General features: G+C 72.2%; 24 protein-coding genes, 1 tRNA gene and 1 pseudogene. 17 read left to right on the top strand and 9 right to left on the bottom strand.

Going from position 1 to position 26,450, the window contains the following annotated elements; all coding sequences use genetic code 11:
• Positions 1-580: 580 nt before the first annotated feature.
• Positions 581-1,282: a ScbR family autoregulator-binding transcription factor gene (locus I5Q34_RS10175; RefSeq protein ID WP_199891882.1), complete on the top strand. Its 702-nt coding sequence runs from the start codon at positions 581-583 to the stop codon at positions 1,280-1,282.
• Positions 1,283-1,303: 21 nt separating this feature from the next.
• On the opposite strand, the gene I5Q34_RS10170 is transcribed toward I5Q34_RS10175, so the two are convergent.
• On the bottom strand, positions 1,304-1,879 hold the full coding sequence (locus tag I5Q34_RS10170) for a TetR/AcrR family transcriptional regulator (protein WP_199891881.1): 576 nt from the start codon (positions 1,877-1,879) through the stop codon (positions 1,304-1,306).
• A 435-nt stretch (positions 1,880-2,314) separates the two neighbouring features.
• Here I5Q34_RS10170 and I5Q34_RS10165 point away from each other — a divergent pair, with 435 nt between their 5' ends.
• From I5Q34_RS10165 to I5Q34_RS10150, 4 genes are all read left to right on the top strand, one after another.
• The gene (locus I5Q34_RS10165; RefSeq protein WP_199891880.1) at positions 2,315-2,530 is read left to right on the top strand and encodes an acyl-CoA carboxylase subunit epsilon; all 216 of its coding nucleotides are present in this window, start codon (positions 2,315-2,317) and stop codon (positions 2,528-2,530) included.
• Positions 2,531-2,774: 244 nt separating this feature from the next.
• A complete protein-coding gene (locus I5Q34_RS10160) occupies positions 2,775-3,167 on the top strand; it encodes a rodlin (RefSeq protein ID WP_199891879.1) in 393 nt (130 codons plus the stop codon).
• A 162-nt stretch (positions 3,168-3,329) separates the two neighbouring features.
• The gene (locus I5Q34_RS10155) at positions 3,330-3,722 is read left to right on the top strand and encodes a rodlin (RefSeq protein WP_199891878.1); all 393 of its coding nucleotides are present in this window, start codon (positions 3,330-3,332) and stop codon (positions 3,720-3,722) included.
• A 121-nt stretch (positions 3,723-3,843) separates the two neighbouring features.
• Entirely contained in the window at positions 3,844-4,572 is a 729-nt protein-coding gene (locus I5Q34_RS10150; RefSeq protein ID WP_199891877.1) for a hypothetical protein, read from the top strand.
• A 38-nt stretch (positions 4,573-4,610) separates the two neighbouring features.
• On the opposite strand, the gene I5Q34_RS10145 is transcribed toward I5Q34_RS10150, so the two are convergent.
• Positions 4,611-6,086 (bottom strand): helix-turn-helix transcriptional regulator, encoded by a 1,476-nt coding sequence (locus I5Q34_RS10145; protein ID WP_234428704.1) that lies wholly within the window; start codon positions 6,084-6,086, stop codon positions 4,611-4,613.
• A 347-nt stretch (positions 6,087-6,433) separates the two neighbouring features.
• On the opposite strand from I5Q34_RS10145, the gene I5Q34_RS10140 reads away from it, so the two are divergent.
• Positions 6,434-6,937 (top strand): DUF4232 domain-containing protein, encoded by a 504-nt coding sequence (locus I5Q34_RS10140; RefSeq protein WP_199891875.1) that lies wholly within the window; start codon positions 6,434-6,436, stop codon positions 6,935-6,937.
• A gap of 59 nt (positions 6,938-6,996) precedes the next feature.
• Entirely contained in the window at positions 6,997-7,854 is an 858-nt protein-coding gene (aac(3), locus tag I5Q34_RS10135) for an aminoglycoside 3-N-acetyltransferase (RefSeq protein ID WP_199891874.1), read from the top strand.
• On the opposite strand, the gene I5Q34_RS10130 is transcribed toward aac(3), so the two are convergent.
• Positions 7,855-8,769, bottom strand: a complete 915-nt coding sequence (locus tag I5Q34_RS10130; protein ID WP_199891873.1) for an SGNH/GDSL hydrolase family protein — start codon at positions 8,767-8,769, stop codon at positions 7,855-7,857.
• A 177-nt stretch (positions 8,770-8,946) separates the two neighbouring features.
• Here I5Q34_RS10130 and I5Q34_RS10125 point away from each other — a divergent pair, with 177 nt between their 5' ends.
• A complete protein-coding gene (locus I5Q34_RS10125; RefSeq protein WP_199891872.1) occupies positions 8,947-10,140 on the top strand; it encodes a CdaR family transcriptional regulator in 1,194 nt (397 codons plus the stop codon).
• Positions 10,141-10,285: 145 nt separating this feature from the next.
• On the opposite strand, the gene I5Q34_RS10120 is transcribed toward I5Q34_RS10125, so the two are convergent.
• Entirely contained in the window at positions 10,286-11,953 is a 1,668-nt protein-coding gene (locus I5Q34_RS10120; RefSeq protein ID WP_277965240.1) for a serine/threonine-protein kinase, read from the bottom strand.
• Positions 11,954-12,145: 192 nt separating this feature from the next.
• Between I5Q34_RS10120 and I5Q34_RS10115 the strand changes: the two genes are divergently transcribed.
• Complete coding sequence (locus tag I5Q34_RS10115; RefSeq protein WP_199892882.1) at positions 12,146-13,399, top strand: SLC13 family permease; 1,254 nt, start codon at positions 12,146-12,148, stop codon at positions 13,397-13,399.
• Between the two features lie 9 nt (positions 13,400-13,408).
• Positions 13,409-13,894: pseudogene (locus I5Q34_RS34580) on the top strand (universal stress protein); the annotation flags it as partial.
• Positions 13,895-14,038: 144 nt separating this feature from the next.
• Here the strand turns inward: I5Q34_RS34580 and I5Q34_RS10105 are convergent.
• Positions 14,039-14,109: transfer RNA gene (locus I5Q34_RS10105), tRNA-Gly, on the bottom strand.
• Between the two features lie 517 nt (positions 14,110-14,626).
• Between I5Q34_RS10105 and dcd the strand changes: the two genes are divergently transcribed.
• Both dcd and I5Q34_RS10095 read left to right on the top strand, forming a co-directional pair.
• Positions 14,627-15,202, top strand: coding sequence for a dCTP deaminase (gene dcd, locus I5Q34_RS10100; RefSeq protein WP_199891869.1), 576 nt, complete (start codon positions 14,627-14,629; stop codon positions 15,200-15,202).
• A 20-nt stretch (positions 15,203-15,222) separates the two neighbouring features.
• Complete coding sequence (locus I5Q34_RS10095; protein ID WP_199891868.1) at positions 15,223-15,720, top strand: phosphoribosyltransferase; 498 nt, start codon at positions 15,223-15,225, stop codon at positions 15,718-15,720.
• A 90-nt stretch (positions 15,721-15,810) separates the two neighbouring features.
• Here the strand turns inward: I5Q34_RS10095 and I5Q34_RS10090 are convergent, their stop codons facing one another.
• The 3 genes from I5Q34_RS10090 to I5Q34_RS10080 form a co-directional block, all read right to left on the bottom strand.
• Positions 15,811-17,199, bottom strand: a complete 1,389-nt coding sequence (locus tag I5Q34_RS10090) for a PA14 domain-containing protein (RefSeq protein ID WP_199891867.1) — start codon at positions 17,197-17,199, stop codon at positions 15,811-15,813.
• A gap of 133 nt (positions 17,200-17,332) precedes the next feature.
• Positions 17,333-18,304 (bottom strand): Yip1 family protein, encoded by a 972-nt coding sequence (locus I5Q34_RS10085; RefSeq protein ID WP_199892881.1) that lies wholly within the window; start codon positions 18,302-18,304, stop codon positions 17,333-17,335.
• A gap of 158 nt (positions 18,305-18,462) precedes the next feature.
• The gene (locus tag I5Q34_RS10080) at positions 18,463-20,751 is read right to left on the bottom strand and encodes a (Fe-S)-binding protein (RefSeq protein ID WP_199891866.1); all 2,289 of its coding nucleotides are present in this window, start codon (positions 20,749-20,751) and stop codon (positions 18,463-18,465) included.
• A gap of 253 nt (positions 20,752-21,004) precedes the next feature.
• Here I5Q34_RS10080 and dnaK point away from each other — a divergent pair, with 253 nt between their 5' ends.
• From dnaK to I5Q34_RS10060, 4 genes are read left to right on the top strand one after another with little or no spacing between them, the layout of a single operon-like run.
• A complete protein-coding gene (gene dnaK, locus I5Q34_RS10075; RefSeq protein WP_199891865.1) occupies positions 21,005-22,882 on the top strand; it encodes a molecular chaperone DnaK in 1,878 nt (625 codons plus the stop codon).
• The gene (grpE, locus tag I5Q34_RS10070) at positions 22,879-23,517 is read left to right on the top strand and encodes a nucleotide exchange factor GrpE (RefSeq protein ID WP_199891864.1); all 639 of its coding nucleotides are present in this window, start codon (positions 22,879-22,881) and stop codon (positions 23,515-23,517) included. The genes dnaK and grpE overlap by 4 nt, the downstream gene beginning before the upstream one ends.
• Positions 23,518-23,562: 45 nt before the next feature.
• The gene (gene dnaJ, locus I5Q34_RS10065; RefSeq protein ID WP_199891863.1) at positions 23,563-24,747 is read left to right on the top strand and encodes a molecular chaperone DnaJ; all 1,185 of its coding nucleotides are present in this window, start codon (positions 23,563-23,565) and stop codon (positions 24,745-24,747) included.
• A gap of 5 nt (positions 24,748-24,752) precedes the next feature.
• Positions 24,753-25,205: a heat shock protein transcriptional repressor HspR gene (locus I5Q34_RS10060; protein ID WP_199891862.1), complete on the top strand. Its 453-nt coding sequence runs from the start codon at positions 24,753-24,755 to the stop codon at positions 25,203-25,205.
• A 142-nt stretch (positions 25,206-25,347) separates the two neighbouring features.
• Here I5Q34_RS10060 and I5Q34_RS10055 read toward each other — a convergent pair whose 3' ends face one another.
• Positions 25,348-25,767, bottom strand: a complete 420-nt coding sequence (locus I5Q34_RS10055) for a pyridoxamine 5'-phosphate oxidase family protein (protein WP_199891861.1) — start codon at positions 25,765-25,767, stop codon at positions 25,348-25,350.
• A 197-nt stretch (positions 25,768-25,964) separates the two neighbouring features.
• Between I5Q34_RS10055 and I5Q34_RS10050 the strand changes: the two genes are divergently transcribed.
• Positions 25,965-26,450 (top strand): Clp protease N-terminal domain-containing protein (locus tag I5Q34_RS10050; protein ID WP_307811662.1); only part of this gene is annotated, 486 nt, incomplete at its 3' end.

The following is a 26,450-nucleotide window of genomic DNA, read 5'->3' as shown; positions in this document are numbered from 1 at the left end:
GGCCGGGGCAACCGGAGGGCCAATCCTCAAGTCCTGCTCAGACTTTCGATCGTGCCGTGGTGTAACCACCCGAACACGAGTAGTTTCCCGAGCAGGGCGGTCCGAGCCATCGGACGCTGTCTGGGAGGCGTGATGGAATCCATGACGCGCAAGGAACGAAAGACCGTTGTCGTACTGGCCCTCATCGTGATCGCGATCGTCTGCTACATGATCGGCAACATCCAGCCCTGATCGCACGGCCCGCGGCGGACGCGTACCGTCCGGTCTGCCGTGCTCCCCGGTCCCCGGCACGCCCACGGGTGGCTTTCGGCCGGGTGGACGGCCGCCCTCCCCCGCCGGCGGCCCGTCCGCCCGCCCGCCGCCCGTTGCCCCTCGGGCAAGGTGCGAGGTCGGCGGGGTGCTCGGCGGGGCCCCGGACATGGCCGGTTCGCCGTCCTCCGCTGACGTGGCCCGGCTGCGTAGGCTCGTCGGACGGGCCGGGTGCCCGCGGTGGCGGGGATTCGTACACGTCGGTTTGATTCCGGTGACAGTGCCGGCGCCGCCGCACCGCGGGGGCGGGCTATCGATGCGGAGGCGGACCGTGGCGAAGCAGGACCGGGCGATCAGGACCCGCCGGACCATCCTCGAAGCGGCCGCGGTGGTCTTCGACGAGCGGGGCTACGAAGCGGCCACGATCACCGAGATCCTGGCCCGCGCCGAAGTGACCAAGGGCGCGCTCTACTTCCACTTCGCCTCCAAGGAGGACCTCGCGCACGCCGTGATCGACGCCCAGCTCGTCGAGGCGCCCCGCCTCCCCGAGCCGCCGGTCACCTCCCGGATGCAGCAACTCGTGGACCTGGGCATGGTGTTCGCGCACCGGATGGCGGACGACCCGCTGCTGCGCGGCAGCGTCCGGCTCACCCTGGACCAGGGCTCGGCGGCCCTGAACCGCAGCGGCCCCTTCCACGGCTGGACCCGGCTGCACGTCCGGGTCCTGGCCGAGGGCAAGGAGCGCGGCGAGGTGCTGCCGCACGTGGTGCCGGCCGACACCGCCGAGCTGATCGTCGGTGCCTACGCCGGGATCAACACCATGTCCCAGGCCGCCACCCGCCGCGCCGACCTGGAGCGCCGGGCCATCGCCCTCTACGAGCACGTCATGCCCAGCATCGCCGTCCCCTCCGTGCTGGCCCGCCTCGACGTGGCCCCCGGCCGCGGCGCCCGGGCGCTCGCCGAGGCCGAACGGCTGCGCGCCGCCGGGGCCGCCGGGCCGCCGCCGGCCTTCGCCCCCGTCGCCGTGGGCTGACGGGGCCCGGCGCGCCCGCCGTCACCGGCCGGCGACGGCCGTCCCCAGCACCTCCAGGGCCACGTCCAGGGTGGCGAGACGCTTCTCCTCCGGGTCGCCCACGACGTCGTCCAGCACCAGGGCCCCGAAGTGGACCGTGAACAGCGCGCTGGAGAACCGCACTTGGGCGTCGAGCGCCTCGTCCCCCGCCCGCATCAGCCGGGACAGCCGGGTCACCCGCTCCCGCAGCCGCCCGCCGATGTCGAGGGTCCGCAGCGACGCCTGGTTCTCCTGGAGGATGCGGAACACGGGGACCGCCCCGCGCAGCTTCTCGCTGTAGCGGCACAGGAGTTCGCGCTTGACCTCCGGCGTCGGCGGCTGCGCCTCGCCCCAGTCGATCAGCTCGTCCACGGGCCCGCCGACATGGTCGGAGATGGCGCGGAGGATGTCCTCCTTCGTTTTGAAGTGGTAGTAGAGCGCCGCCTTGGTGACCCCGAGCTGCTCGGCGATCTCCCGCAGGGAGGTCTTCTCGTACCCGCGGGTCACGAAGAGGTCCAGCGCGGTGCGCTGGATGCGTTCCCGTGTGTCGCTCCTGCGCGTGTGGGGGGTGCTGCCCATGTGGTCCCTGCTCTCCTTGGTTCCGCGTTCCGCCGTGCCCGTGCTGTCGTCGGCGGGAGCCTCTCCCGGCCCGCCCTCTCCTCGGTCCCCACGGCCATACATGCTCGGCGGTGGCGTCACAACTTCCCCGCATCGCCCGCCCGGTGGGTGCCGGGCGCGCGAACCCGCCTGCGGAGGAGCCTCGGTGGCGGGCGGCTCCACGGCAAGCCGTTGCGGTCCCCAACTCGCCGTTCACGGCCGGGAGATGAGGGACGCCGGGACCGCCGTCCGCTCCGGCGCGCGGGCCCCCGCCCCCGGCGGGCGCGCGGGGCGGTTCATCCGGACGCGCGATCCGCCCTCCGACAGACCCGTCACCCGTTCGGACGTACCGGGGTTCCTCCGGTGCCGCCGTCGGGAGACGGTGGAAGGGGCGCACCGGCAGGAAGAGTGGAGGCCATGACCGACCCGCTCCCGGCGGACCCGCTCGTCCGGGTCGAGAGGGGAGCCGCCGGCCACGAGGAACTCGCCGCCGTGACCGCGGTTCTCCTCGCCTGTGCCGCCGCGGGCACCGGCCTCGCCCTGCCCGCGGGCTTCTCCGCCCACGGACTGCTGTGCACACCGGCCCGCTGGCGGCCCTCCGGATTCGTCTCGCCGATCAGCTGGCGCCGCTGACAGGCCCTTCGCTTCGGCAATTCTTCTTGCGGTCTTCTTGCGGTCTTCTTGCGGTGACGAACCGTGTCCGGAAATGCGCGAGGACCAGCCGCTTTTCGTACCGACGGCATTCCCGGAAATTGCCCGGTGAGGGCTTCCGCCACACTGGCTCGAATGAGTGAAAGCCCGGAACCTCTCTTCCGGGGCGGGAGTTGTGCAGATCGCTTTCTCAGTGGGGGCGCTACACGATCGAAAGGCTAATCACGTGCTCAAGAAGGTACTCGCCACGACCGTCATGACGGTCTCCACGGTCGGCGCCGTCAGCTCCCCGGCGCTGGCCCTCAGCAACGACCAGGACGTGGCCAACGCGAACGGCTCGAAGACCGGCTACGGCAACACCAAGACCGGGGGCAAGGAAAGCCCGCAGATGAGCCTGATCCAGGGCACGCTCAACAAGCCCTGCATCGCCATCGGCAAGCTGGGCCTGCAGTCGGTGCTGGGGCTCATCAACATCGGCCTCCAGGACATCCCGATCCTCACCTCGCAGCAGCAGCAGCAGTGCACCGACAACTCGACGATCAACGACGGCGACGACCAGCTGTCGCACCTCATCGACGACATCCCGATCATCTCGGGCAACGGTTCGGCCAACGGCTGATCCCGGGAGCGAGCACGGGATTCCCCCTGCGGCGGGTGTGCGGGACCCGCGGCAGGGGGTTTCCGTGTTTGTACGGCCGAATGAATGAAGCCCGATGACTTTTCCTGGACAACCGAGTTACGCAAGTAGCGCTCGCAAAACGACCAGAGCGAAGGAACCATCGTGATCAAGAAGGTAGTGGCCACGGCCGCACTGACGGTTTCCGCAGTCGGCGGATCCGTCGGTCCCGCGCTGGCAGCCGGACACGACGACGGCGTCGCCAACGCCAACCAAGCAGTGCAGATGTACGGGAATACTTACACCGGCGGTTACATGAGCCCCCAGATGGGCCTGATCAACGGCTCGTTCAACAAGCCGTGCATCGCCATCGGCAAGCTCGGCGCCCAGTCGCTCATCGGCCTGCTGAACATCGGTCTGCAGGACGTGCCGATCCTTTCCTCGCAGCAGCAGCAGATGTGCACCGAGAACTCCACGATCAACGACGGCGACGACGCGCTGTCGCACATCCTGGACCACATTCCGATCCTGTCCGGCAACGGTTCCGCCAACGACTGACGGAACGACGGACGGACGGAACGACTGACGGATCGACCGACGGGATCGCCGCGCCGCGAGCCGCCCCCGGGACCGCCCGGGGGCGGCTCCGTCGTGCGGGACAATGACCATGATGAACGGCATGCCATCCGCCGCACCGGGTTCTCCGGACGCCGGCCCCGAACTGCCCGCGCCGCACCGGCGGATGATCGCCGACGCCGTCTCCGTCGGCGCGCCCTGGTCGCTCGTCCTCGCCGGCGGCTACGCGCTGCGGGCCCACGGGCTGACCCGCCGGACCGGCGTCGGCGTGGCCCTCGCCACCGAATCGCAGGACGCGATGGCGGACATCGCCGCCGGCGTCCGGGCCGGGCTGCGCGAGCGCGGCTGGCGGGTGCGCGACGTGGAGACCGGCCCGCTCTCCGCGCGGCTGGCGGCCACCGCTCCCGACGACGGGGAGGAGTTCCCGCTCGACCTCCTCAAGGAGACGATGTGGCGCCCGCCCGTCGTCACGGAGTTGGGCCCGGCCCTCGCCGCCGAGGACGCCGTGGGCCTCAAGGTGCGTGCCCTCGCCGAGCGGGGACTGGCCCGCGACCTGATCGACGTGTACGGCGCCGCCGACCGCTGGCCGGCCGCCGAAATCGAGGAGTTCGGACGCCGGCACGCGCGCGGCCCCGACGGCCTCGACCCCGCCGACCTGCGGGCCCGCCTGGATGGGGCCGAGTGGATCGACGACCGGGCCTTCGCCGCCCACGGCCTGGACGCGGAGGACGTCGCCGGTCTGCGCCGCTGGGCGCAGCTGTGGGCCGACGAGCTCGGCGAACGGATCATGGAAGAGGCGCCCTATGAGGACGAGCCGTCCGAGGACGCCTGATCCCTCGGAGGACGCTTGATCCCTCGGCACTTGATCTCTCAGCGGCGGGCGTAGTCCGGCAGCAGTTCCCACGTCCTGGTGTCGAACCGGTAGGCGTACTGCGGTCGTTCCTTGACCGCACTGGTGCGGAACGGCTGCCCCCGGTCCTTGATCCGCAGTGTCCCGTGCCGGTCGCCGCTGCTCCAGTCCAGCTCCAAGTACCAGCTGACGTCGTGTCCGTCGGTGTGGGCGAGGACGTCGAGCACCTGCGGGTCGGTCGAGGACGCCTTGTAGGGGAAGTCCGTCGCGGGGATGACGAGGTCGCCCTGGCGCCCGGACACGGGGCGCGCGGCGGGGCGGTCCCGGTCCAGGTCCACGTCGAAGTGGGCGGGGGTGAGCCCGCCGCCGCAGCCGTCGCCCATGGCGTAGGCGGACCAGTCCAGCGGCGGTCTGCGTTCCCCGGCCACGCGCACCCGCATCGCGTGCAGCACGACCGCCTTCCGCTCCGTGCCCTGCACGGTCACCTGGAGACGCATCCGCCCGCCGGGCACCGCCTGCATCGCGGCCGTCCAGTCGCCCGCGTCCTTGCCCTCGGGCGGTGCGACGACCGCACCGGGCTGACGGCCCGTCAGATAGAGGGTGTCGCAGCGTTCGGTGAGGGCGTACGGGCGGACGGAGACGGTCAGGGGAGCGGGAGCGTCCGGGCGGTGGGCCGGAGTGTTCTTCCCTTCCTTCTTCTCGCGGCCCTTCTTCTCGCGGTCGGGAGGGCTGCTCGGAACGCTCCCTTCCGGACCGGGTGCCGGGCTGCCGGTGACGTCCGGCGGCAGCGGCCGCCCGTCCGTTCCGGGCGGGGTGGAACGGTCCGGGGTGTTCCGGGGGGAGGGCGGCGTGCTCGTCCCGGGCGGTACGTCCGCCCGGGGCGGACGCCAGGTGGCGCTCGCGGTCGGTCCGGCGGGGGCGGCCCCGTCCCGGTCCGCCCGCTGCGAACCGGCGGAGCAGCCGGCGACGACGGCGGCGGGTACGACGACGGCGGCGAGGGCGGCGGCGAGCAGGGTGTGCCGGAGGCGGCGGCGTCCGGCGGGGCGGGCCGCCACGTGCGGAGCGGGCTCGGGTACGGCCGTGTCGATCGACTCCGGCGCGTCTGTTCCGGGGGAGGCAAGCTGCCCGTCCCGTTCCGCGGTGTCTTCCGGCGGGCCTTCGGGTACCGGCCGCTTGGCCGGATCCGTCGCCTCGGGAGGCGGCGCTTCCGCCGGTCCGGCCGTTTCCTTCCGGGCCGGGCCCGCCTTGCGCCGTCGCGCGTCGTCGGCCACGATCCACGCGCGGTGGAGCTCCACGAGTTCCTCGCGCCGCGCACCGCAGAGCCGGGCGAACCGTTCCACCGGGGCGAATTCCGTGGGGACGGCGGCGCCGTTGCAGTAGCGGTGCACGGTCGACGTACTCATGTGCAGCCGCTTGGCCAGTGCGCCGTAGCTGTGCCCGGAACGTTCCTTCAGCTCGCGGAGCCGTTCCGCGAACGCCTCGACCGGCTCGGCCATCCCGCTGTTCCCCCGTCCCAGGCCCGCGTTCCAGGGCGCGGCAATTCCCCCAGGCCGGACTATATGCAGCCGTTCCAGCTTCCCCAAAGATCCGCCGCGCCTTGGCGCCGGAACGCGCCACATCGCAGGCTGTCGGCACGGAAGCACGGCCGGTGCGGCCCCGCACCGGGCGGTGATCCGGACAGGAGTCGCCGTGCGGACCAGGTTCCGCCTCCGGGTCGAGCTCATCGACGCCGTGGCTCTGGGAGTCCTCGCCGCGTCCGTCGGAACGGTCGCCGCGCTCCTGCGCCACCTCTGAAACGCCCGCATTCCTCAACAGGAATTCCTCAACAGGAGAAGAACAAGCCATGCGCATAGCCAGCCTCGCCACGTCCGCCGTCCTCGCGGCCGGCGTCCTCGCCGTGACCGCCGGTCAGGGCCAGGCGGCCCCCGTGACCCGTGCCTGCTCCACGGCCGACGTCAAGCTGACCGTCCAGAACGTGCCCCACCCCCTCGGCCACCAGCTCCTGGCCGCCACCAACACCGGCCGCACCGCGTGCAACGCCTACCTCCACCCGTACCTGGGCTTCGACGACGACCAGTCCGTGACCCGCGTCGTGGAGGAGAGCAAGCCGCAGGCCGTGGTCACGCTGGCGCCCGGCGAGTCGGCGTACGCGGGCATCCGTCTCTACGCCCCCGACGGCAGCGGGCACGACGGCCGTACCGTCCGGACCCTGCGGGTCTTCCTCGACAACGGCCACGGCCCGGCCGACGGCCGGGCGAAGGTGACCCTCCCCAAGGGCACCTACATCGACGACACGGCCGCCGTGACCTACTGGCAGTCGGACGCCGACACGGCGCTCGACTGGTAGCGCCGACAGAGAAAAAAAAGGGGGTGCGCCGTCCCTGTCCGGAGGGCCAGCATCGGCCCATGGACGAGAGGAAGCTGCTCGAACTCGCCGGCGGCCCCGTGACGCACGGCCGGCTGGTCCGCGAACTCCGTGCGCTCGGGCTCGGCGAGGGCGACGTCGTCATGTTCCACACACGGCTGTCGGCCCTCGGCTTCGTACCGGGCGGTCCGCGCACCGTCATCGCCGCGCTCGCCGAAACCGTCGGCGGGCGCGGCACGTTGATGGCGCCGGCCGGCTGGAACGACGCGCCCCCGTACGACCTCGCCGACTGGCCCGAGGAGTGGCGGGAGGCCGCCCGGGACGGGTGGCCTCCCTACGACCCGGCTCTGAGCGAGGCCGACCACAACAACGGCCGGCTGCCCGAGGCCCTCCGCCACGAGTCCGGCGCGGTCCGCGGCCGCCACCCCGACGCGAGCTTCGTCGCGCTCGGGGCGGCGGCCGCGGAGCTGATGGCCGATCAGCCCTGGGACCATCCGCACGGACCGGACAGCCCCCTGGCCCGGCTCGTCGCGGCCGGTGGCCGGGTCCTGCTGCTGGGCGCGCCCCTGGACACCCTGACCCTGCTGCACCACGCCGAGGCCCTGGCCGAGGCGCCCGGCAAGCGGTACGTGGACTACGAACAGCCGGTCCTCGTCGGCGGCGAGCGCGTCTGGCGCAGGTTCCGGGACATCGACACCGAGGACGGAGCCTTCGACTACACCCCGGTGGTCCCGGCGGGCGAATGGCCGTTCACGGTGATCGCCCGGGAGATGCTCGCCGCCGGAATCGGTGTCCGTGGCACCGTCGGCGCCGCCGAGTGCCACCTCTTCGAGGCGCGGGACGTGGTCCGCTCCGGGGTCCGGTGGATCGAGGCGAAGCTGGGCGGAGGGGCGTGCTGATCAGCGGCCGAGGGTGCGCAGTACCGCGTCGGCCATGACGCGTTCGCCGGTGGCGTCGGGGTGCAGCGGCAGGGTGGGGGACGTCGGGACGAGGCCCTGGATCCACGGGTCGGCCGAGCAGCCGTCGTGACCCTCCGTCGGTCCCAGGGTGTCGACGTACGTGGCGCCGCCGCCCTCCGCGGCGCGCGACACCATGGAGTTGAGGTCGCCGAGGACGGACCGCAGGTACGCGACGTCGCCGGTGGTGACCGGCAGCTTGCCGACGCACTTCTTCGCGTCGGCGGGGATCAACGACGGGTAGCCGGTCACGAGCACCCGGGCGTGCGGGGCCCGTTCACGGATCGTCCGCAGCGCCTGCGTCAGCCGGGGTGCGGCGGCGTCGAGGCGTCGGCCGAGGGTGTCCTTGTAGTGGTCGCGGCAGGGCGCGCCGAAGGGGCTCGTCGGGGCCAGGGCGGTGCAGGCGGCCACGACGTCCACGAACCCGAGGTCCGAGGTGCCGAGGTCGTTGCCGCCGACGGTGAGCGTGACCAGGCTGGTTTCACGTGAAACAGCGTCCAGTTGGGGGCCGTTGACGGGTATCCCGGCGTCGGTCTGGGTCGCGGTCAGCGCGCTGACCTTGGCGGCGGCGCAGGTCACGTCCTGGTGCGCGGCGCTGCGGAGGGCCGCGGCCACGAGGCGGCCGTAGTTGTGGTCGGAACGCAGGCACAGGCCGCCGGACTGGGCGGGTATCCCGGCGCCGGCGGCGTAGGAGTCCCCGAGCGCGACGTACCTGCCGCCGACGGGCGCGTCCGCGGCGTGGGCGGGGACGGCCCAGGGAGCGAGGGCGGTGGAGAGGAGGGCGCCGCCGGTCAGGGCGGAACGCCAACCTCGCGTCGCCGTGCGGTGATTGGCGGGCTTCGATGCGGCTCTGGGCACGGTTCCTCCTGGGGAGGGTGAGGGGAGCGGTGGGACGAAACCGGCCGGTAACGTTGCCGGTATCGTCGTGGCGCACCGTCCCGTGAGCCATGTGCGGGAGCACAGGAACGCGGACGTCCCGTTGTCCCCGGGCACAACAACACCCCTTGCCGGGCGCGGCTTTGTAACCTGCCGGTCATGAGCAGCGCCCCCGGACCGCCGCCCGAGGTCGCCCCCGCCGCGGCCGCGCTGCTGGCGCGTGCGCCCGCCCTCGCCGAGGGCATGGTCCGCCGCATAAGGGCCGAAGTGGCGTACTACGGCAGTGAAGAACGCGTGCCCTCCGACGAGCTCCTGGGGTCGTGCCGGCGCAATGCCGAGTTGGTGCTGGGGCAGTTGGCGCACGGGCGCGGCGCGGGGATGGAGTCGGCCCGGCGGACCGGCCGGGACGGCGCCCGCCGGGGGGTGCCGCTGGCCGAGCTGCTGCACGCCTACCGCGTCGGCTCCGAGTTCCTCTGGTCGGCGCTGGCCGCCGAGGTGAGCGCGGCCGACGGGGTCACCGTGGAGAGCGTCACCGCGCTGGCCGCGTGGTGGGTCAAGGAGGGGCTGGCGGCGGCGTCCGGCGACGCGTACCGCGAGGCGGCCACGGAGATGACGCTGCAGCGCGAACGGGAACGATCCGCCCTGGTCGAGGCCCTGTTCACCGGGCTGCTCACCGACCGGACCACCCTCTGGGAGGCGGCCCACGCGCTCGGGCTGCCCACCGAGGGGACGTTCGTCGTGGTGGCCGCCGAGGTGCCCGCCCCGGGCCGGGAGGCCCTGCCCGGCATCGAACCCCGCCTCCAGGCCGAGGGCGCCCGCTCGGCCTGGCGCCTGCTGCCCGGCCTCCGGATCGGCGTCGTCGCGCTCCGCGCGCCGGACGCCGAGGGGGCGGCCCTGGGCGTCCTCGACCGTGCCGCCTCCTCCCGCGTCGGCGTCAGCCCGCCCTACCGGGCGCTGGGGGAGACCCCCCGGGCCCTGCGCCTGGCCCGGCTGGCCCTGACCGGGCCGGGCGGGCGGGCCCCGGGGGTGGCCCGGTTCACTGACAGTCCCGTGTCCCTGCTGGTCGCGGCGGCCCCGGAGGAGGCCGGCCGTATCGCCGGCACCGTCCTGGGCCGGGTGCGCGCCCTGCCGGCCGCCGAACGCGACCGCCTGCTGGACACCCTGGAGCGCTGGTTCGCCGCGGGCGGCTCGGCCGCCGCGGCCGCCCGCCTCCTGTACTGCCACCCCAACACCGTCCGCTACCGCCTGCGCAGACTGGAGGACCTCACCGGCCGCTCCCTGGCCGACCCCCGGTCCGTCGCGGACCTGGCCCTGGCCCTCTGCGCCCTGCGCCTGCTGCCGGACGGGCTCTGAACGGCGCTTCGGACGGGGTCGGAGCGGTCCGGTGCCCCGGCCGGCAGGACGACGCCTTCGCGCCGGCAGGAGCCGGGCGACGTACCGCCGGTACCGCTCCCGGTCATGGACGGTCACGCCGCGGGCCCCGCGCGGGCCCGTCCCCTCAGGTGCAGGTGACCGGCCGGCCGCTCTCGCGCGTGAGGTTGTCGGCCGACATCCAGCCCGCGGTCTTCGTCCCCTCCACGCGTGCGTAAATCCACGTGTTGCCATGGGCGTTGACGACGGAGCAGTGGTACCAGAGCTTCTTGCCCGCCTTGACCCGCGCCACGGAGGAGCACGCCTGGTACGGGCCCGTCACCAGGTGGTAGTCGCCGGACAGGTAACCGTAGGTCCCCGGCTTCGGGTCGCGGTGGGTCCACCCGCCGCAACTCTTCGACACGGAGCCGGGCTTGGCCTTCGTGGCGGAGGGCTTGGCCTTCGTCGGGCTCGCCTTGGCCGAGGGGGACGCCGGCGTGCGCGAGGGCGTGGCGGACGGCTTTCCGGGCGAGGCCGTGCTCCGGGCAGGGGACGGGGAGGCCGAGGCGGTCCCGCCGATGATCGTTCCGCCCTCGTCCGTCCTGCCGCCGCCCGCCGGGGAACCGGCCGCGGTGGGCGCCGCCTGCGCTTCCGTACCGCTCGTCCCGCCCTTGGCGTCCTTGTCGTCCTTGGCGCCGACCAGCGCGTAGGTCACGCCGCCCCCGGCGAGCACGACGGCCGCGGCCGCCGCCGCGACGAGGGCACGGCCGCGCCGCCGCCCACGGCCGGACGCGGCGCGGCCGGCGCCCGGAGCGGGGCCCGCGACGGGCACGACCGGCACGACGGGCGCCGGAGGCGGCGGCGAGGGCCGGTGGAAGGGCGGCGCGGCACCGAAACCGGGCGGCGGCGCCGGGGCGGTGACCTCCGTCGGAGTGGGCGCCGGTGCCGCCGTGTTCGCCGTCCCGCCCGCGGCCACCCGCGCCAGCATCCCGCGCGCCTGGTCGGCGGTCGGCCGGCTCTCCGGTTCCTTCGCCATCAGCGCCCGCAGCACCGGCGCGAGCGGCCCCGCCCGCCGGGGCTCCGGCAGGGGCTCGGTGACGATCGCCGACAAGGTGGACCACACGGAGGTCCGGCGGAACGGCGAGGTGCCCTCCACCGCCGCGTACAGCGTCATGCCCAGCGACCAGATGTCCGACGCGGGGCCGGGCTCCCTGCCCTGCGCGCGCTCCGGCGGGAGGTAGTCGAGGGAGCCGACGAGCTGCCCGCTGCGGGTCAGCTTGTCCATGGCCTCGTCGCCGGCCTCCATGCTGGCGATGCCGAAGTCGGTGAGCACGACCCGTCCGCCCCGCTCCAGCAGCACGTTCGCCGGCTTGACGTCCCGGTGCAGCACGCCGGCCCGGTGCGCGGCGTCGAGCGCGTCCATCAGCTCGGCGCCGATCGCCGCGGCCTCGTGCGGCTCCAGCGCGCCACGCTCCGTCAGCACGTCGTCGAGCGAGGGTCCGTCGACGAGTTCCATGACGATGACCGGAAGGCCCTGCTCCTCGGTCACGTCGTGCACGGTGACCACGCCGCCGTGCCGGATGCGGGCGGCGGCCTGCGCCTCGCGTTGCATCCGGGCCCGCAGATCGGCCAGTTCGGCCGCGGAGGCGTCGGTGAAGGCCCGCAGGACCTTGACGGCGACCTCCCTGTTCAGCAGTTCGTCCACCGCCCGGGCGACCACGCCCATGCCGCCGCGCCCGATCGTCGCGGTCACCCGGTAACGCCCCCCGAGCGCCGTGCCTATCAGCTCGTCGCCGTTCGTCTCCCCCGCCGTCACCGCACGCTCCGTTCCGTCCCTGTACGTCGTTCCCGTACGTCGTTCCTGTACGTCGTTTCGCCATCGGCGGCCCCAAGGGTAAAGGCAGGGCCGTCGACGGACCGGCCGCATCGGCCGGGCGGGAGGGGCCGGGTCTGGTTCCATGAGGCCCTCGGACCCGTTCGCGCACCGGAGGACCTGGAGGATCCCGCCCTGAACGCGCCGCTCGCGGAAGCCCTGTCCCTCGCCCTGCTCGTCGGGGTGCTGGCCTTCGCCGTCGTGCGTCCCCGAGGCCTGCCGGAAGCGGTGGCGGCGGTCCCGGCCGCGGTGGTCGTCGTGGGCGCGGGGCTGATCCCGTGGGAGCACGCGGCCGAAGAAGCGGAGCGGCTGGCACCGGTGGCCGGCTTCCTGGCGGCGGTGCTGGTGATCGCCGAACTCTGCGACGGCGAGGGGCTGTTCCGCGCCTGCGGGGCCTGGATGGCGCGCGCCTCGGGCGGACGGCCGCGCCGCCTGCTCGGGCAGGTCTTCCTGGTCGCGTCGGTGACCACGGCGGTGCTGAGCCTGGACGCCACCGTGGTGCTGCTGACCCCGGTGGTGTTCGTCACCGCCCGGCGCCTCGGGGTGCGGTCGAAGCCGCACGTCTTCGCGTGCACGCACCTGTCGAACACGGCGTCGCTGCTGCTGCCCGTCTCCAACCTGACCAACCTGCTGGGCTTCGCCGCGAGCGGGCTGGGCTTCACCCGGTTCGCCGCGCTGATGGCCCTGCCCTGGCTGGCGGCGATCGCCGTCGAGTACGCCGTCTTCCGCCGCTTCTTCGCCCGCGACCTGATGGAGGAGTCACTCGCGCCGCATACCGGAACCCCGAGGACGCCCGTGTTCGTCCTGGCCACCGTGGCCTGCACGCTGGGCGGTTTCGTCCTCGCCCCGGCGCTCGGCGCGGACCCGGCCTGGGCGGCCCTGGCCGGCGCGCTGGTCCTGGCCGTCCGCTCCCTGGCCGCGCGCCGCACCACGCCCGCCGGAATCGTCCGCGCCGCCTCGCCGCTGTTCCTCGCCTTCGTCCTGGCGCTGGGGATCGTCGTCCGGGCGGTGGTCGACAACGGGCTCGACACCGGTCTCGGGCGCCTCGTCCCGGACGGCACGTCGCTGCCCGCGCTGCTCGGCGTCGCGGCCCTGGCGGCCGTCCTGGCGAACGTCGTCAACAACCTCCCCGCCGTCCTGGTGCTCCTGCCGCTGACGGCGCCCTCGGGCCCCGCCGCCGTCCTCGCCACGCTGACCGGGGTGAACATCGGCCCCAACCTCACCTACGCCGGTTCGCTGGCCACGCTGCTGTGGCGGCGCGTCGTGCACGCCCACGACCGGCGGGTGGATCTCGGGGAGTTCACCCGGCTCGGCCTGCTCACCGTGCCTGCCGGGCTCGTCGTCGCGGTGGTGGCATTGTGGGGCGCGTCGCAGGTCGTCGGAGGCTGAGGAGCCGTGGTGGCCGTCATCGTCTGGATCACCGAGGGCACCTGGCGCGCGGCCGTCGCCGCCGCCCGCACCCACGTACCGGACGGCACGGACGTCGTCCTGCTCCACGTGTCCGAGGCCGACGTCACCGAGGCCGCCCACGGCGCCTTCGCCCACCTCCTCGGCCGCGGCCGGCCGGAACGCGACCCGGGCACCCGCATGGAGCGGGCGGCGGCCGCCTCGGCCGGCGAACTCCTCGCGGCCGCCGCCGGGCACCTGGGCCGCCCGTGCTCCCGCGCGGCGCGGGCCGGGGTCCCCGAGCGCGAAGTCGTCGCCGCCGCGGAAGGCGCCGACCTCCTCGTCGTGGCCCGCGACGGCGACCGCACCCGCCTGGGCCCCCGCAGCCTCGCCCCCGCCACTCGCTTCGTCGTGGACCACGCCCCCTGCCCGCTCCTCCTCGTCTGGCCGTCCCCGCCCCCGGCCGCCTCCACGCTTCCCCCGGCACCGCCTGAACCGGGGCTGATCCCGGAGGAGTTGGGGCGCGCCGATGCCGCGGAGCCCCCGAGTCATCGGGGCAACGAAGAAGACGGCAACGAAGAAGACAGCAATCAAGAAGACAATGAAAAAGACCCAGGTCGCTGACCTGGGCCTTTCATCAAGAGCGGGCGACGAGAATCGAACTCGCGCTCTGAGCTTGGGAAGCTCATGTTCTACCATTAAACTACGCCCGCGAGGACGCCCCTCAAGGCGTCGCATCGTCGCACACTCTACCCCATCCGAGGCTCCCCGCGCATCTGTCGCGAGGGGCCTTTTCTGCTTGCGGGGGTGGTGTGGAAGGGGAGCGCACAGGAGGGGGACGCGGGCGTGGGGGACGGGAGTTGGGGCGTACCGTGTGGCGCGGACAGCCCGTCCGGGGGCGGCGGGAGTGCCGGGTAGGGGCACGTCCTATACATCCCCTAATGTGGCTTTTGTCTTTCACGTCCATGGGAAAGGGACTCGATGGAGCGCACCGTCGTCCGTTGTGCCGAAGGGCACGTGTTCAGCACCGCTTCGTTCCCGATGCAGAACCTCGGTCCCGGGCGGCTCGGCCCCGGGCGGCTGCTGCGCTGCCCGCGCTGCGCCCGGCTCCGGCACTCGGTGCCCGTGGCGCACCGGAAGCGTTGATCATAAAGCGGTGAACGGCCTCGCGGGCCCGGTCCCCCTCGGACCGGGCCCGCGTCGTGCTCCGTCTCCGCGTATCCTCGACCCGTGCTTCTCTCAGACAAGGACATCCGGGCCGAGATCGACGCCGGGCGGGTGAAGATCGATCCGTACGACGCGTCGATGGTGCAGCCGTCGAGCATCGACGTACGGCTGGACCGCTACTTCCGGGTGTTCGAGAATCACCGGTACCCGCACATCGACCCCGCCGTGGAGCAGGCGGACCTCACGCGCGAGGTGGTGCCGGAGGGGGACGAGGCGTTCATCCTGCACCCCGGCGAGTTCGTGCTGGCCTCGACGTACGAGGTCATCACGCTCCCCGATGACGTCGCCTCGCGGCTGGAGGGCAAGTCCAGCCTCGGCCGGCTCGGGCTGCTCACGCATTCCACGGCCGGCTTCATCGACCCGGGCTTCTCCGGGCACGTGACGCTGGAGCTGTCGAACATGGCGACGCTCCCGATCAAGCTCTGGCCGGGCATGAAGATCGGCCAGCTGTGCATGTTCCGGCTGACCTCGCCGGTCGAGCACCCGTACGGGTCCGCCAAGCACGGTTCCCGCTACCAGGGGCAGCGCGGGCCGACACCCTCGCGGTCCTTCCAGAACTTCCACCGAACCCAGGTCTGAGCAGAGCAAGGCGAGCAACAGTGAGTGACATCCGCGAGAACCTGACCTACCCGATCTTCGGGCAGGCCATCCGTGAGCTGGCGCAGACCATCGCGGACGACGGCTACGAGCCGGACATCATCCTCTCCATCGCGCGCGGCGGCGTCTTCGTCGCCGGTGGCCTCGCCTACGCGCTGGACTGCAAGAACATCCACCTCGTGAACGTGGAGTTCTACACCGGCGTGGGCTCCACCCTGGAGATGCCGGTCATGCTGGCGCCCGTCCCGAACGCGATCGACTTCTCCAACAAGAAAGTCCTGATCGCGGACGACGTCGCCGACACCGGCAAGACGCTGAAGCTCGTCCACGACTTCTGCCTCGAGCACGTCGCCGAGGTCCGCAGCGCGGTGATCTACGAGAAGTCGCACTCGCTGGTGAAGTGCGAGTACATCTGGAAGCGCACCGACGAGTGGATCAACTTCCCGTGGAGCGTGGAGCCGCCGGTGGTGCGGCGCGAGGGCCAGGTCCTCGACGCGTGAGCGTGCACGTCCGGTGAGGGCCCCGGCTCCGTTCCAGGAGCCGGGGCCCTCTGCCGTATGCCGGGACGCCGTGGGGCAGGACGGCATACGTCAGGACGGCTCGTCCCCGTTGCGCACGACCTTGCTGCGGCCGGATTCCACGCCCTGGTCGTTCACGGCGGTGACGTAGTAGCTCCGGATCCGGCCGGGCCTGATGGTCCGGTCCAGGAACTTCAGGTCCTCGCCCTGTACGGAGCCGAGACAGGTGAAGTCCGCGCCGCCGTCCTCGTCCCGGCCGTAGACGCGGAAGTGCGTGGCGTCGTCGCGGATCCGCCAGTACAGGGCGACACCCACCGGGGGCGTGTCGAAGGCCGCGAGGTCGAGGGGCGCCTGGGGCAGGCTGCGGTCCACGGACGCGAAGGCGACGGACGCGGAACGCCCCGACTCCTTGCCCCCGGCGCCGAGCGCGGTGACGGCGTACTCGTAGGCGGTGCCGTCGGCCACGGGTGTGTCGGTGGCCGAGGTCTCCCGCGTCGTCAGGACGGGCTGCCAGTCGTGCCGCGGGTCGCGGCGCCAGACCCGGTAGCCGGCCAGGCCCGTTTCCTTGCTCTTCGCCCAGGTCAGCCTGGCCTCCAGGTAGTCGCCCGACACCGCCAGCCCGGCCGGCGCGGCCGGGGCCGGTGCCGCCGTGCCGATCCTCGCCTCGGCGGAGCGGGCGGAGGCGTTGCCCGCCTTGTCGAGGGCGGTGACGGCGTAGGCGTAGGAGCTGCCGTCGGACTTCGGGCGGTCGGTGAAGGACGTGCCGGTCAGCGGCTTCTTGCCGCTGACGACGGCCCAGGCGCCCGCCTTGCCGGACGCGGGCAGGACGCGGCGGTGGACCTGGTAACCGGCCAGGTCGAGTTCGTTGTTGCGCCCCCAGCCGAGCGTCGCCCTGCCGGACTTGGCGTCGTAGGAGGCCTTCGGCCGGGCCGGGGCGAGCGGCTTGACCTTGTCGTCGGCCTTGCTGGTGACCGGTGCGTAGGTGAACTTCACGTTCGCGGGGCCGGTGAAGGCCGCGTAGTTCACCCGGAGCGTGTGCTTCCCCTTGGGGACGGTGAGCCGGACCGCCTTCTTCCGCGTCTTCGGGACGTCCTTCCACAGGTCGATCTTCAGGACGTTGTCGAGGTAGACCCGGATGCCGTCGGCGGCCTCCGCGGTGAGGGTGAAGGGGCCGCCGGAGCCGAAGTCGCGGGTGGTCGTCCAGCGGACGCCGAAGTTGTCGCGGGGCAGGCCGGCCGGGGCACCGGTGCCGTAGTTCTCGGCGATGGCGTTGTCGCAGGCGGTCTTCCTCGGAGTGCCGCGGAAGGTGGTGTTCGGGAAGAACTCCGCCTTCCAGACACCGGGCGCGCAGGTGACGGGCGCCGCCTGGGCCGCGCCGGCCGGCACGGTGAGCCCGAGAGCGGCGGAGGTGAGGACGAGGGCCGTCGCCGAGGCGCGGCGTACGGCGGTGCGTCGGAGCATGCGGGGTCCTTGCTGCGAAACCAGAAACCTGTGGCGCAAGGGGTGTGGGGGGACGCCGAGGCGATTGTGCCGGAGGGCCCCGGACGCGTCGCGTCCGGGGCCCTCCGTACGTACCCGATTACAGCGTGCTCGATTACAGCGTGCCGAGCTTGATGAGCGACAGCAGGGCGACCAGCTGGATCGCCGACGCGCCCAACGCCTTGGGCCAGGGCAGGTCGTGGGACTTGCTCACCATCGAGGTGAGCAGATAGCCGGCCAGCAGCCAGGTGGCCCAGCCGAGCAACTGCACGAGGGCGTTGTCGCCGCCGAGGAAGACCGCGAGCACCAGGCGCGGCGCGTCCGTGAGCGACATGATCAGCATCGAGAGGCCGATCGTCGGCTGCCACAGGCCGTCGCCGCCCAGCTGGCGGGCCAGGGTGTGGGTGACCGCGCCCAGGATCAGGGCGGAGATCAGGACCAGGACGCCGGCCGTCAGCACCAGCGGGATGCTGTTGCCGAGCGTCGCGTTGAGCACGTCCTTGCGGGCCTTGTCGAAGCCGAAGACCGCGAGCAGGCCGTAGACGAAGGTGACGATCAGCGCGGTGCCCCACATGGCGTGGTCGCGCATCTGCCAGAAGGTGGCCGAGGGCCGCAGCACGATCCCCGTCAGCAAATCCTTCCAGTGCAGCCGGGGACCGGACGGCGGGGCGGGCGCCTGGCCGCCGTAGGTCTGGGCGTCGCCGTAGTCGTCGTGATCGCCGTGGCCGCCGTGGCCGCCGTCGGGGCCGTACGCGTCCGGGGCGTCGCCGATGCCGAACTGCTGGGTGTGCCCGGGGCTGTCGCCGGGGCGGCCGTACGGGTCGTACGGCGCCTGCGGTCCGGGCGGCTGCGGCGGCTGGTGGTACGGCTGGCCCCCGCCGAAGTACTCGGGCTCGTCCCGCCCGCCGGGGCGGGCCTGCCACTGCGACGGCGCCTGCGGTGCGCCGTGACCGCCGGGCGCGCCGCCCGGACCCCCGCCGTACGCGGGGCCGCCACCGTACGCCGGGCCGCCGTACGGGGCCTGCTGCCCCGGGTGTTGTCCTTGCCGCGCGGGGTCTCCCTCGCCGGGGCCCTGTCCGCGTCCCATCCTGAATCCAGCCACGCCTTCGAACGTACCCGCTCGCGGGGGGTGGTGGTGCCGGGCGGGGGCCTCGGAAGCCCGCTTGCTGCGGAGCTGTGACAACCCCTAGGGGAAACCTCGGGGCCCCGCGAACGCGTCGCGGGGCCCCGGGTCGTCGGAGGGGACTACTTCACCGGCTCCGGGTCGGGCTCCGGCGCGTCGGCCGTCTCGCCGTCGCCCTCGGGCTCGACGGGGGTCTTGACGGAGTCCAGCAGGAGCTGGGCGACGTCCACGACCTGGATCGACTCCTTCGCCTTGCCCTCGTTCTTCTTGCCGTTGACCGAGTCGGTCAGCATGACGAGGCAGAACGGGCAGGCCGTCGAGACGATGTCGGGGTTGAGGGACAGCGCCTCGTCCACGCGCTCGTTGTTGATGCGCTTGCCGATGCGCTCCTCCATCCACATGCGCGCGCCGCCGGCGCCGCAGCAGAAGCCGCGCTCCTTGTGGCGGTGCATCTCCTCGTTCCGCAGGCCCGGCACCTTGGCGATGATCTCGCGCGGTGGTGTGTAGACCTTGTTGTGGCGGCCCAGGTAGCAGGGGTCGTGATAGGTGATCAGACCCTCGACCGGGGTGACGGGGATCAGCTTCCCCTCGTCGACGAGGTGCTGGAGCAGCTGCGTGTGGTGGATGACCTCGTACTCGCCGCCGAGCTGCGGGTACTCGTTGGCGATGGTGTTGAAGCAGTGCGGGCAGGTCGCGACGATCTTCTTCTTGGACTTGGGCTTCTTGGTGGACTCGTCCTCCGAGTCCTCACCGAAGGCCATGTTCAGCATCTCGACGTTCTGCTGGCCGAGCTGCTGGAAGAGGAACTCGTTGCCGAGGCGGCGGGCCGAGTCGCCGGTGCACGCCTCCTCGCCGCCCATGATGGCGAACTTGACGCCCGCGATGTGCAGGAGCTCCGCGAACGCCTTGGTCGTCTTCTTGGCGCGGTCCTCCAGGGCGCCGGCGCAGCCGACCCAGTAGAGGTAGTCGACCTCCGTGAGGTCCTCGACGTCCTTGCCGACGACCGGGACCTCGAAGTCGACCTCCTTGGTCCACGCCAGGCGCTGCTTCTTGGCCAGGCCCCAGGGGTTGCCCTTCTTCTCCAGGTTCTTGAGCATCGTGCCCGCCTCGGACGGGAAGGAGCTCTCGATCATCACCTGGTAGCGGCGCATGTCGACGATGTGGTCGACGTGCTCGATGTCCACCGGGCACTGCTCGACGCAGGCGCCGCAGGTGGTGCAGGACCACAGGACGTCCGGGTCGATGACGCCGCCCAGGCCGTTGGACGCAGCTTCGAGCGTCCCGATCAGCGGGCGCTCGGCCTCGGCCAGCGCGGCCGCGGGGACGTCGGCGAGCTGCTCCGCGGTGGCCTGCTCCTCGCCCTCCGCGTTCTTCCCGCCGCCGGCGAGCAGGTACGGCGCCTTGGCGTGCGCGTGGTCGCGCAGCGCCATGATCATGAGCTTGGGGGAGAGCGGCTTGCCGGTGTTCCAGGCGGGACACTGCGACTGGCAGCGGCCGCACTCGGTGCAGGTGGAGAAGTCGAGCAGGCCCTTCCAGGAGAACTCCTCGATCTTCGAGACGCCGAAGACCGCGTCCTCCGCCGGGTCCTCGAAGTCGATCGGCTCGCCCTTGCTGACCATCGGCTGCAGCGCGCCCAGTGCGACGTCACCGCCGGCCTCGCGCTTGAACCAGATGTTGGGGAAGGCCAGGAAGCGGTGCCAGGCCACTCCCATGTCGGTCTTGAGGGAGATCGTGATCATCCAGATGAAGGACGTCGCGATCTTGATCATGGCGACCAGGTACGTGACGTTCTGCAGGGTCTCGACGCTCAGCCCGTCGAACGCCGCGACCAGCGGGTACGAGGCGAAGAACCCGGCCTCGTAGTGGTCCACGCCGTGCTGGGCGCCCTCCAGGCCGCGCAGCGTCAGGATCGAGGCGCCGACGATGAGGATGACGGCCTCGACGAAGTAGGCCTGGCCGAAGTTGGAGCCCGCGAAGCGGGACTTGCGGCCGGGCCTGCCCGGCTTGCTGAGCTGCCGGACGGCGATCAGGGTGAGGATGCCGAGCGTGGTGATCAGGGCGAAGAACTCGACGAAGATCTCGAACGGCAGCCAGTCACCGATGATCGGCAGCAGCCAGTCGGCCTTGAAGAGCTGGCCGATGGCGTTGACGATCGTCAGCAGCAGCGCGAAGAAGCCCACCGCCACGCCCCAGTGCGCGACGCCGATCGTGCCCCACTGGTTCATCCGGGTGTGGCCCAGGAACTCCTTGACCACCGTGACCGTGCGCTGCTTGGGGTCGGCGGTGCGGGTGCCCTTGGGCACCGGCTGGCCGAGCCTCATGTGCTGGTAGATCTGCAGGATGGCACGGCCGAACAGCGCGACGCCGACCGCGATGAGGACCAGCGACACAATGATCGCGGCGAGTTGCATGGGAGGGCTCCTCGGACCTGCGAGAGCGATTACTAATCGGTAACTTATCCAGTCCGTACGAGACTACTCACTCTCGGCCGCGCGCTGTACCCGCAGCGCCGGTGATCTGCGTCGCGCAGGCAAGCCTTGGAAGCCCCTCTTGCCGATCTTGGACGCACGAGAGTTGAGCCCCCTCGACTCAGTTCCGTTGACAGAGTGGCCTCCGTGTTGCACCCTTGAGCCTGTTCCACTCAAGTCAGCTGGAGGAATCGACATGGCACGTGCGGTCGGCATCGACCTGGGTACGACGAACTCCGTCGTCAGTGTTCTCGAGGGCGGTGAGCCCACCGTCATCACCAACGCCGAGGGCGCCAGGACCACGCCGTCCGTCGTGGCCTTCGCGAAGAACGGCGAGGTGCTGGTCGGCGAGGTCGCCAAGCGCCAGGCCGTGACCAACGTCGACAGGACCGTCCGGTCGGTCAAGCGCCACATGGGCACCGACTGGAAGATCAACCTGGACGGCAAGGACTTCAACCCGCAGCAGATGAGCGCCTTCATCCTGCAGAAGCTGAAGCGCGACGCCGAGGCGTACCTGGGCGAGAAGGTCACGGACGCGGTCATCACCGTCCCGGCGTACTTCAACGACTCGGAGCGTCAGGCCACCAAGGAGGCCGGCGAGATCGCGGGCCTCAACGTCCTGCGCATCGTCAACGAGCCGACGGCCGCCGCGCTGGCCTACGGCCTCGACAAGGACGACCAGACCATTCTCGTCTTCGACCTCGGCGGCGGCACCTTCGACGTCTCGCTGCTGGAGATCGGCGACGGCGTCGTGGAGGTCAAGGCCACCAACGGCGACAACCACCTCGGTGGTGACGACTGGGACCAGCGCGTCGTGGACTACCTGGTCAAGCAGTTCGCCAACGGTCACGGCGTGGACCTGTCCAAGGACAAGATGGCCCTCCAGCGCCTCCGCGAGGCCGCCGAGAAGGCCAAGATCGAGCTGTCCTCGTCCACCGAGACCACGATCAACCTGCCCTACATCACGGCCTCCGCCGAGGGCCCGCTGCACCTGGACGAGAAGCTCACCCGCGCCCAGTTCCAGCAGCTGACCGCGGACCTGCTGGAGCGCTGCAAGACCCCGTTCCACAACGTCATCAAGGACGCGGGCATCGCCCTGTCCGAGATCGACCACGTGGTCCTGGTCGGCGGCTCCACCCGCATGCCCGCCGTCGCCGAGCTCGTCAAGGAGCTGACCGGCGGCCGCGAGGCCAACAAGGGCGTCAACCCGGACGAGGTCGTCGCCATCGGCGCCTCGCTCCAGGCCGGTGTCCTCAAGGGCGAGGTCAAGGACGTCCTGCTGCTCGACGTCACCCCGCTGTCCCTCGGCATCGAGACCAAGGGCGGCATCATGACCAAGCTGATCGAGCGCAACACCACGATCCCGACCAAGCGCTCCGAGATCTTCACGACGGCGGAGGACAACCAGCCGTCCGTGCAGATCCAGGTCTACCAGGGCGAGCGCGAGATCGCGGCGTACAACAAGAAGCTCGGTATGTTCGAGCTGACCGGCCTCCCGCCGGCCCCGCGCGGCGTCCCGCAGATCGAGGTCACCTTCGACATCGACGCCAACGGCATCATGCACGTGGCCGCGAAGGACCTCGGCACGGGCAAGGAGCAGAAGATGACCGTCACCGGCGGCTCCTCGCTGCCGAAGGACGAGGTCGACCGCATGCGCGAGGAGGCCGAGAAGTACGCGGAGGAGGACCACAAGCGCCGCGAGGCCGCCGAGACCCGCAACCAGGCCGAGCAGCTCGTCTACCAGACGGAGAAGTTCCTCAAGGACAACGAGGACAAGGTTCCCGCCGAGGTCAAGACCGAGGTCGAGACCGCCGTCTCCGAGCTCAAGGAGAAGCTGAAGGGCGAGTCCGCCGAGGGCGACAACACAGCGGAGATCCGCACCGCGTCCGAGAAGGTCGCGGCGGTCAGCCAGAAGCTCGGCCAGGCCATGTACGCCGACGCCCAGGGCGCCCAGGGCGCGGCCGGTGCCGCGGGTGCGGCCGGTGGCGCGGGCCAGCAGGCCAAGGCCGAGGACGACGTCGTCGACGCCGAGATCGTGGACGACGAGAAGCCGAAGGGCGGTGCGTCGGCGTGACGGAGGAGACCCCGGGCTTCGACGACAAGCCTGAAGGCACTCCCTCCGGCAAGCCGGCCGACGAGAAGGGCGCCGCACCCGCCGAGGAGGCGGGCGCGGCCCCGGCCGGCGAGGAGCTGGTCGAGGTGGGCCTCCAGGCCCAGCTGGACCAGGCCCAGGCCGCGCTCAACGAGCGCACCGCGGACCTGCAGCGGCTCCAGGCGGAGTACCAGAACTACCGCCGCCGGGTCGAGCGGGACCGGGTGCAGGTCAAGGAGGTGGCCACGGCCAACCTCCTGTCCGAGCTGCTCCCCACGCTGGACGACATCGGCCGCGCCCGTGACCACGGCGAGCTCGTCGGCGGCTTCAAGTCCGTCGCCGAGTCGCTGGAGACGGTCGTGGCGAAGCTGGGCCTCCAGCAGTTCGGCAAGGAGGGCGAGCCCTTCGACCCGCTGATCCACGAGGCGCTGATGCACAGCTACGCGCCGGACGTCACCGAGACCACGTGCGTGCAGATCCTGCAGCCGGGGTATCGGATCGGCGAGCGTACGGTCCGCCCGGCGCGGGTCGCGGTCGCCGAGCCCCAGCCGGGCGCCCAGTCCGCCAAGGGCGAGGGCGAGTCCGACGAGGAGAGCGGTGGCCCGGACGAGGGCTGACGCGATGACGCACGGCACTGAGCACCGGGAGGAGGGACGCCGGGGATGAGCACCAAGGACTTCCTGGAGAAGGACTACTACAAGGCCCTCGGCGTCTCCAAGGACGCCACCGAGGCGGAGATCAAGAAGGCGTACCGGAAGCTCGCCCGCGAGTTCCACCCGGACGCCAACAAGGGCGACGCCGCGGCCGAGGAGCGCTTCAAGGAGATCTCCGAGGCGTACGACGTCCTCGCCGACGCCAAGCGGCGCAAGGAGTACGACGACGCCCGGGCGCTGTTCGGCAACGGCGCCGTCTTTGGTCAGGGGGGCCGACCCGGCCCGGGCGGCGGCGGCTCCTTCAACTTCGACCTGGGCGACCTCTTCGGGGGCGCCCAGGGCGGGGCCGGGGCCGGCGGCTTCGGCGGGGGCCTGGGCGACGTCTTCGGCGGCCTGTTCAACCGGGGCGGCGCGGGACCGCGCACCCAGCCGCGCCGGGGCCAGGACATCGAGTCCGAGGTGACGCTCAGCTTCACCGAGGCCGTGGACGGGGCCACCGTCCCGCTGCGGATGTCCTCCTCGGCGGCCTGCAAGTCCTGCTCCGGCACGGGCGACAAGAACGGCACGCCCAGGGTCTGCCCGACCTGCGTCGGCACCGGCCAGGTGTCGCGCGGCGCGGGCGGCGGCTTCTCGCTGACCGACCCCTGCCCCGACTGCAAGGGCCGCGGGCTGATCCCCGAGAACCCCTGCGACGTCTGCAAGGGCAGCGGGCGGGCCACCTCGTCGCGCACCATGCAGGTCCGGATCCCCGCGGGCGTCTCCGACGGCCAGCGGATCCGGCTGCGCGGCAAGGGCGCGCCCGGCGAGCGCGGCGGTCCCAACGGCGACCTGTACGTCGTCGTCCACGTCGGCTCGCACCCGGTCTTCGGGCGCAAGGGCGACAACCTCACCGTCACGGTGCCCGTCACCTTCACGGAGGCGGCGCTCGGCGGCGAGGTCAAGGTGCCCACCCTGGGCGGTCCTCCGGTCACCCTGCGGATCCCGCCCGGCACGCCCAACGGCCGCACCATGCGCGCCCGCGGCAAGGGCGCGGTGCGCAAGGACGGCACCCGCGGCGACCTGCTGGTCACCGTCGAGGTGACCGTGCCCACGGACCTCAGCGACAAGGCCCGGGACGCCCTGGAGACCTTCCGCGAGGCGACGGCGGGTGAGGACCCGCGCGCAGAGCTGTTCCAGGCAGCGAAGGGAGCGTGACCGCGATGAACGGCGACGGACGCCGTCGTAACCCCTACGAGCTGACCGACGAGTCACCGGTGTACGTCATCTCCGTCGCGGCCCAGCTCTCGGGCCTGCACCCGCAGACCCTCCGCCAGTACGACCGCCTCGGCCTGGTCTCCCCCGACCGCACGGCCGGGCGCGGCCGCCGCTACTCGGCCCGCGACATCGAGCTGCTCCGCCAGGTGCAGTCGCTGTCGCAGGACGAGGGCATCAACCTGGCCGGTATCAAGCGCATCATCGAACTGGAGAACCAGGTGGCCGCGCTCCAGCAGCGCGTCACCGAGCTCCAGACGGTGGTCGAGGGCGCCGCCGCGGCGATGCAGCAGCGCGAGGCCGCGGTGCACGCCTCCTACCGGCGGGACCTCGTCCCGTACCAGGAGGTCCAGCAGACCAGCGCGCTGGTCGTCTGGCGGCCGGGCAAGCGGGAGCGCTGAGCGCCTGCTCCGGTATCGAGGAGGCCCGTCACCCCATGGGTGGCGGGCCTCCGGCGCGCCGGGCGCGCGCCCGTGCCGAGCGCGTACCCCATCGCCGCGTCGGAAATCGGCGTCCCGGGTGTCTGCTCGGCGGGGACGCGGACTACGCGGCCGGCCGCACCGAGCCCATGGCCCGCGTGACCGCGATCCGGATCAGCACCCGGTCGGGGTTGGGCGACGGAGTCCGCTCGTACCGCTCCGCGTAGCGGGCGACCGCGTCCGCGACCTCTTCCGGCTCGGTGACGACGACGGCCGTGCCCTCCAGCGTCGCCCATGACCCGCCCGGCGCGACCTGGCAGACGGCGACCCGGGCGCCGTCCGGCCCGGCGGCCAGGACGTTGGCCACCTTGGTGCTCTGCTTACGCGTGATCACTCGGGCCGTCGAGGTCTCCGCGTCGAAGGTGACGCCCACGGGTACGACGTGCGGGCTGCCGTCCCGGCGGAGAGTGGTGAGCGTCGGGAAGTGGCGCGCGCGCCAGAAGGCGAGGTAGGCGTCGGGGAGGTTGCGCAGGTCATGGGCCATGGGGGTCAGGGTAGTTGGACGGTCGCACCGCCTGCGGTGGCGGCCGCCCCTCCCCAGGGCTTCACTCACAAGAGGGTCACTTGTCCCCGACGCACTCCCCAAACCAAGGTTGAGTGGAATAGACTCAACTTATCGCACGTTCCTCACAGCAGGACGAGCACTCGCAGCAGGACGAGCCCGAGGAGGAGCCCCCGACCGTGGATGCCGAGCTGACCAACAAGAGCCGTGAGGCGCTGAGCGCCGCCCATGAGCGGGCCGTGGCGGCCGGGCATGCCGACATGACCCCGGCCCACCTGCTGATCGCCCTGCTCGCCAACCGGGAGAACGAGAACCTGCTGGATCTGCTGGCCGCCGTCGAGGCGGACGCCGCCGTGCTGCGCGGCGGGGCCGAGCGGGTGCTGGCCGCGCTGCCGAGCGTGCAGGGGTCCACCGTCGCGCCGCCGCAGCCGACGAGGGAGCTCCAGGCCGTGCTGGTGGACGCGGGCGAGCGGGCGCGGGATCTGGGGGACGAGTACGTCTCCACCGAGCACCTGCTGATCGGGATCGCGGCCAAGGGCGGGCGGGTCGCCGAGCTGCTGGAGCAGCAGGGTGCTTCCGCCGGGCGCCTGCTGGACGCCTTCGAGAAGGCCCGGGGCGGGCAGCGGGTGACGACGGCCGATCCGGAGGGGACGTACAAGGCGCTG

The organism is Streptomyces sp. AV19 (genome assembly GCF_015999245.1).
GTDB lineage: Bacteria > Actinomycetota > Actinomycetes > Streptomycetales > Streptomycetaceae > Streptomyces.
The sequence above is the reverse complement of the archived record's forward strand: the minus strand, read 5'-3'. Positions and strand labels throughout refer to the sequence as shown.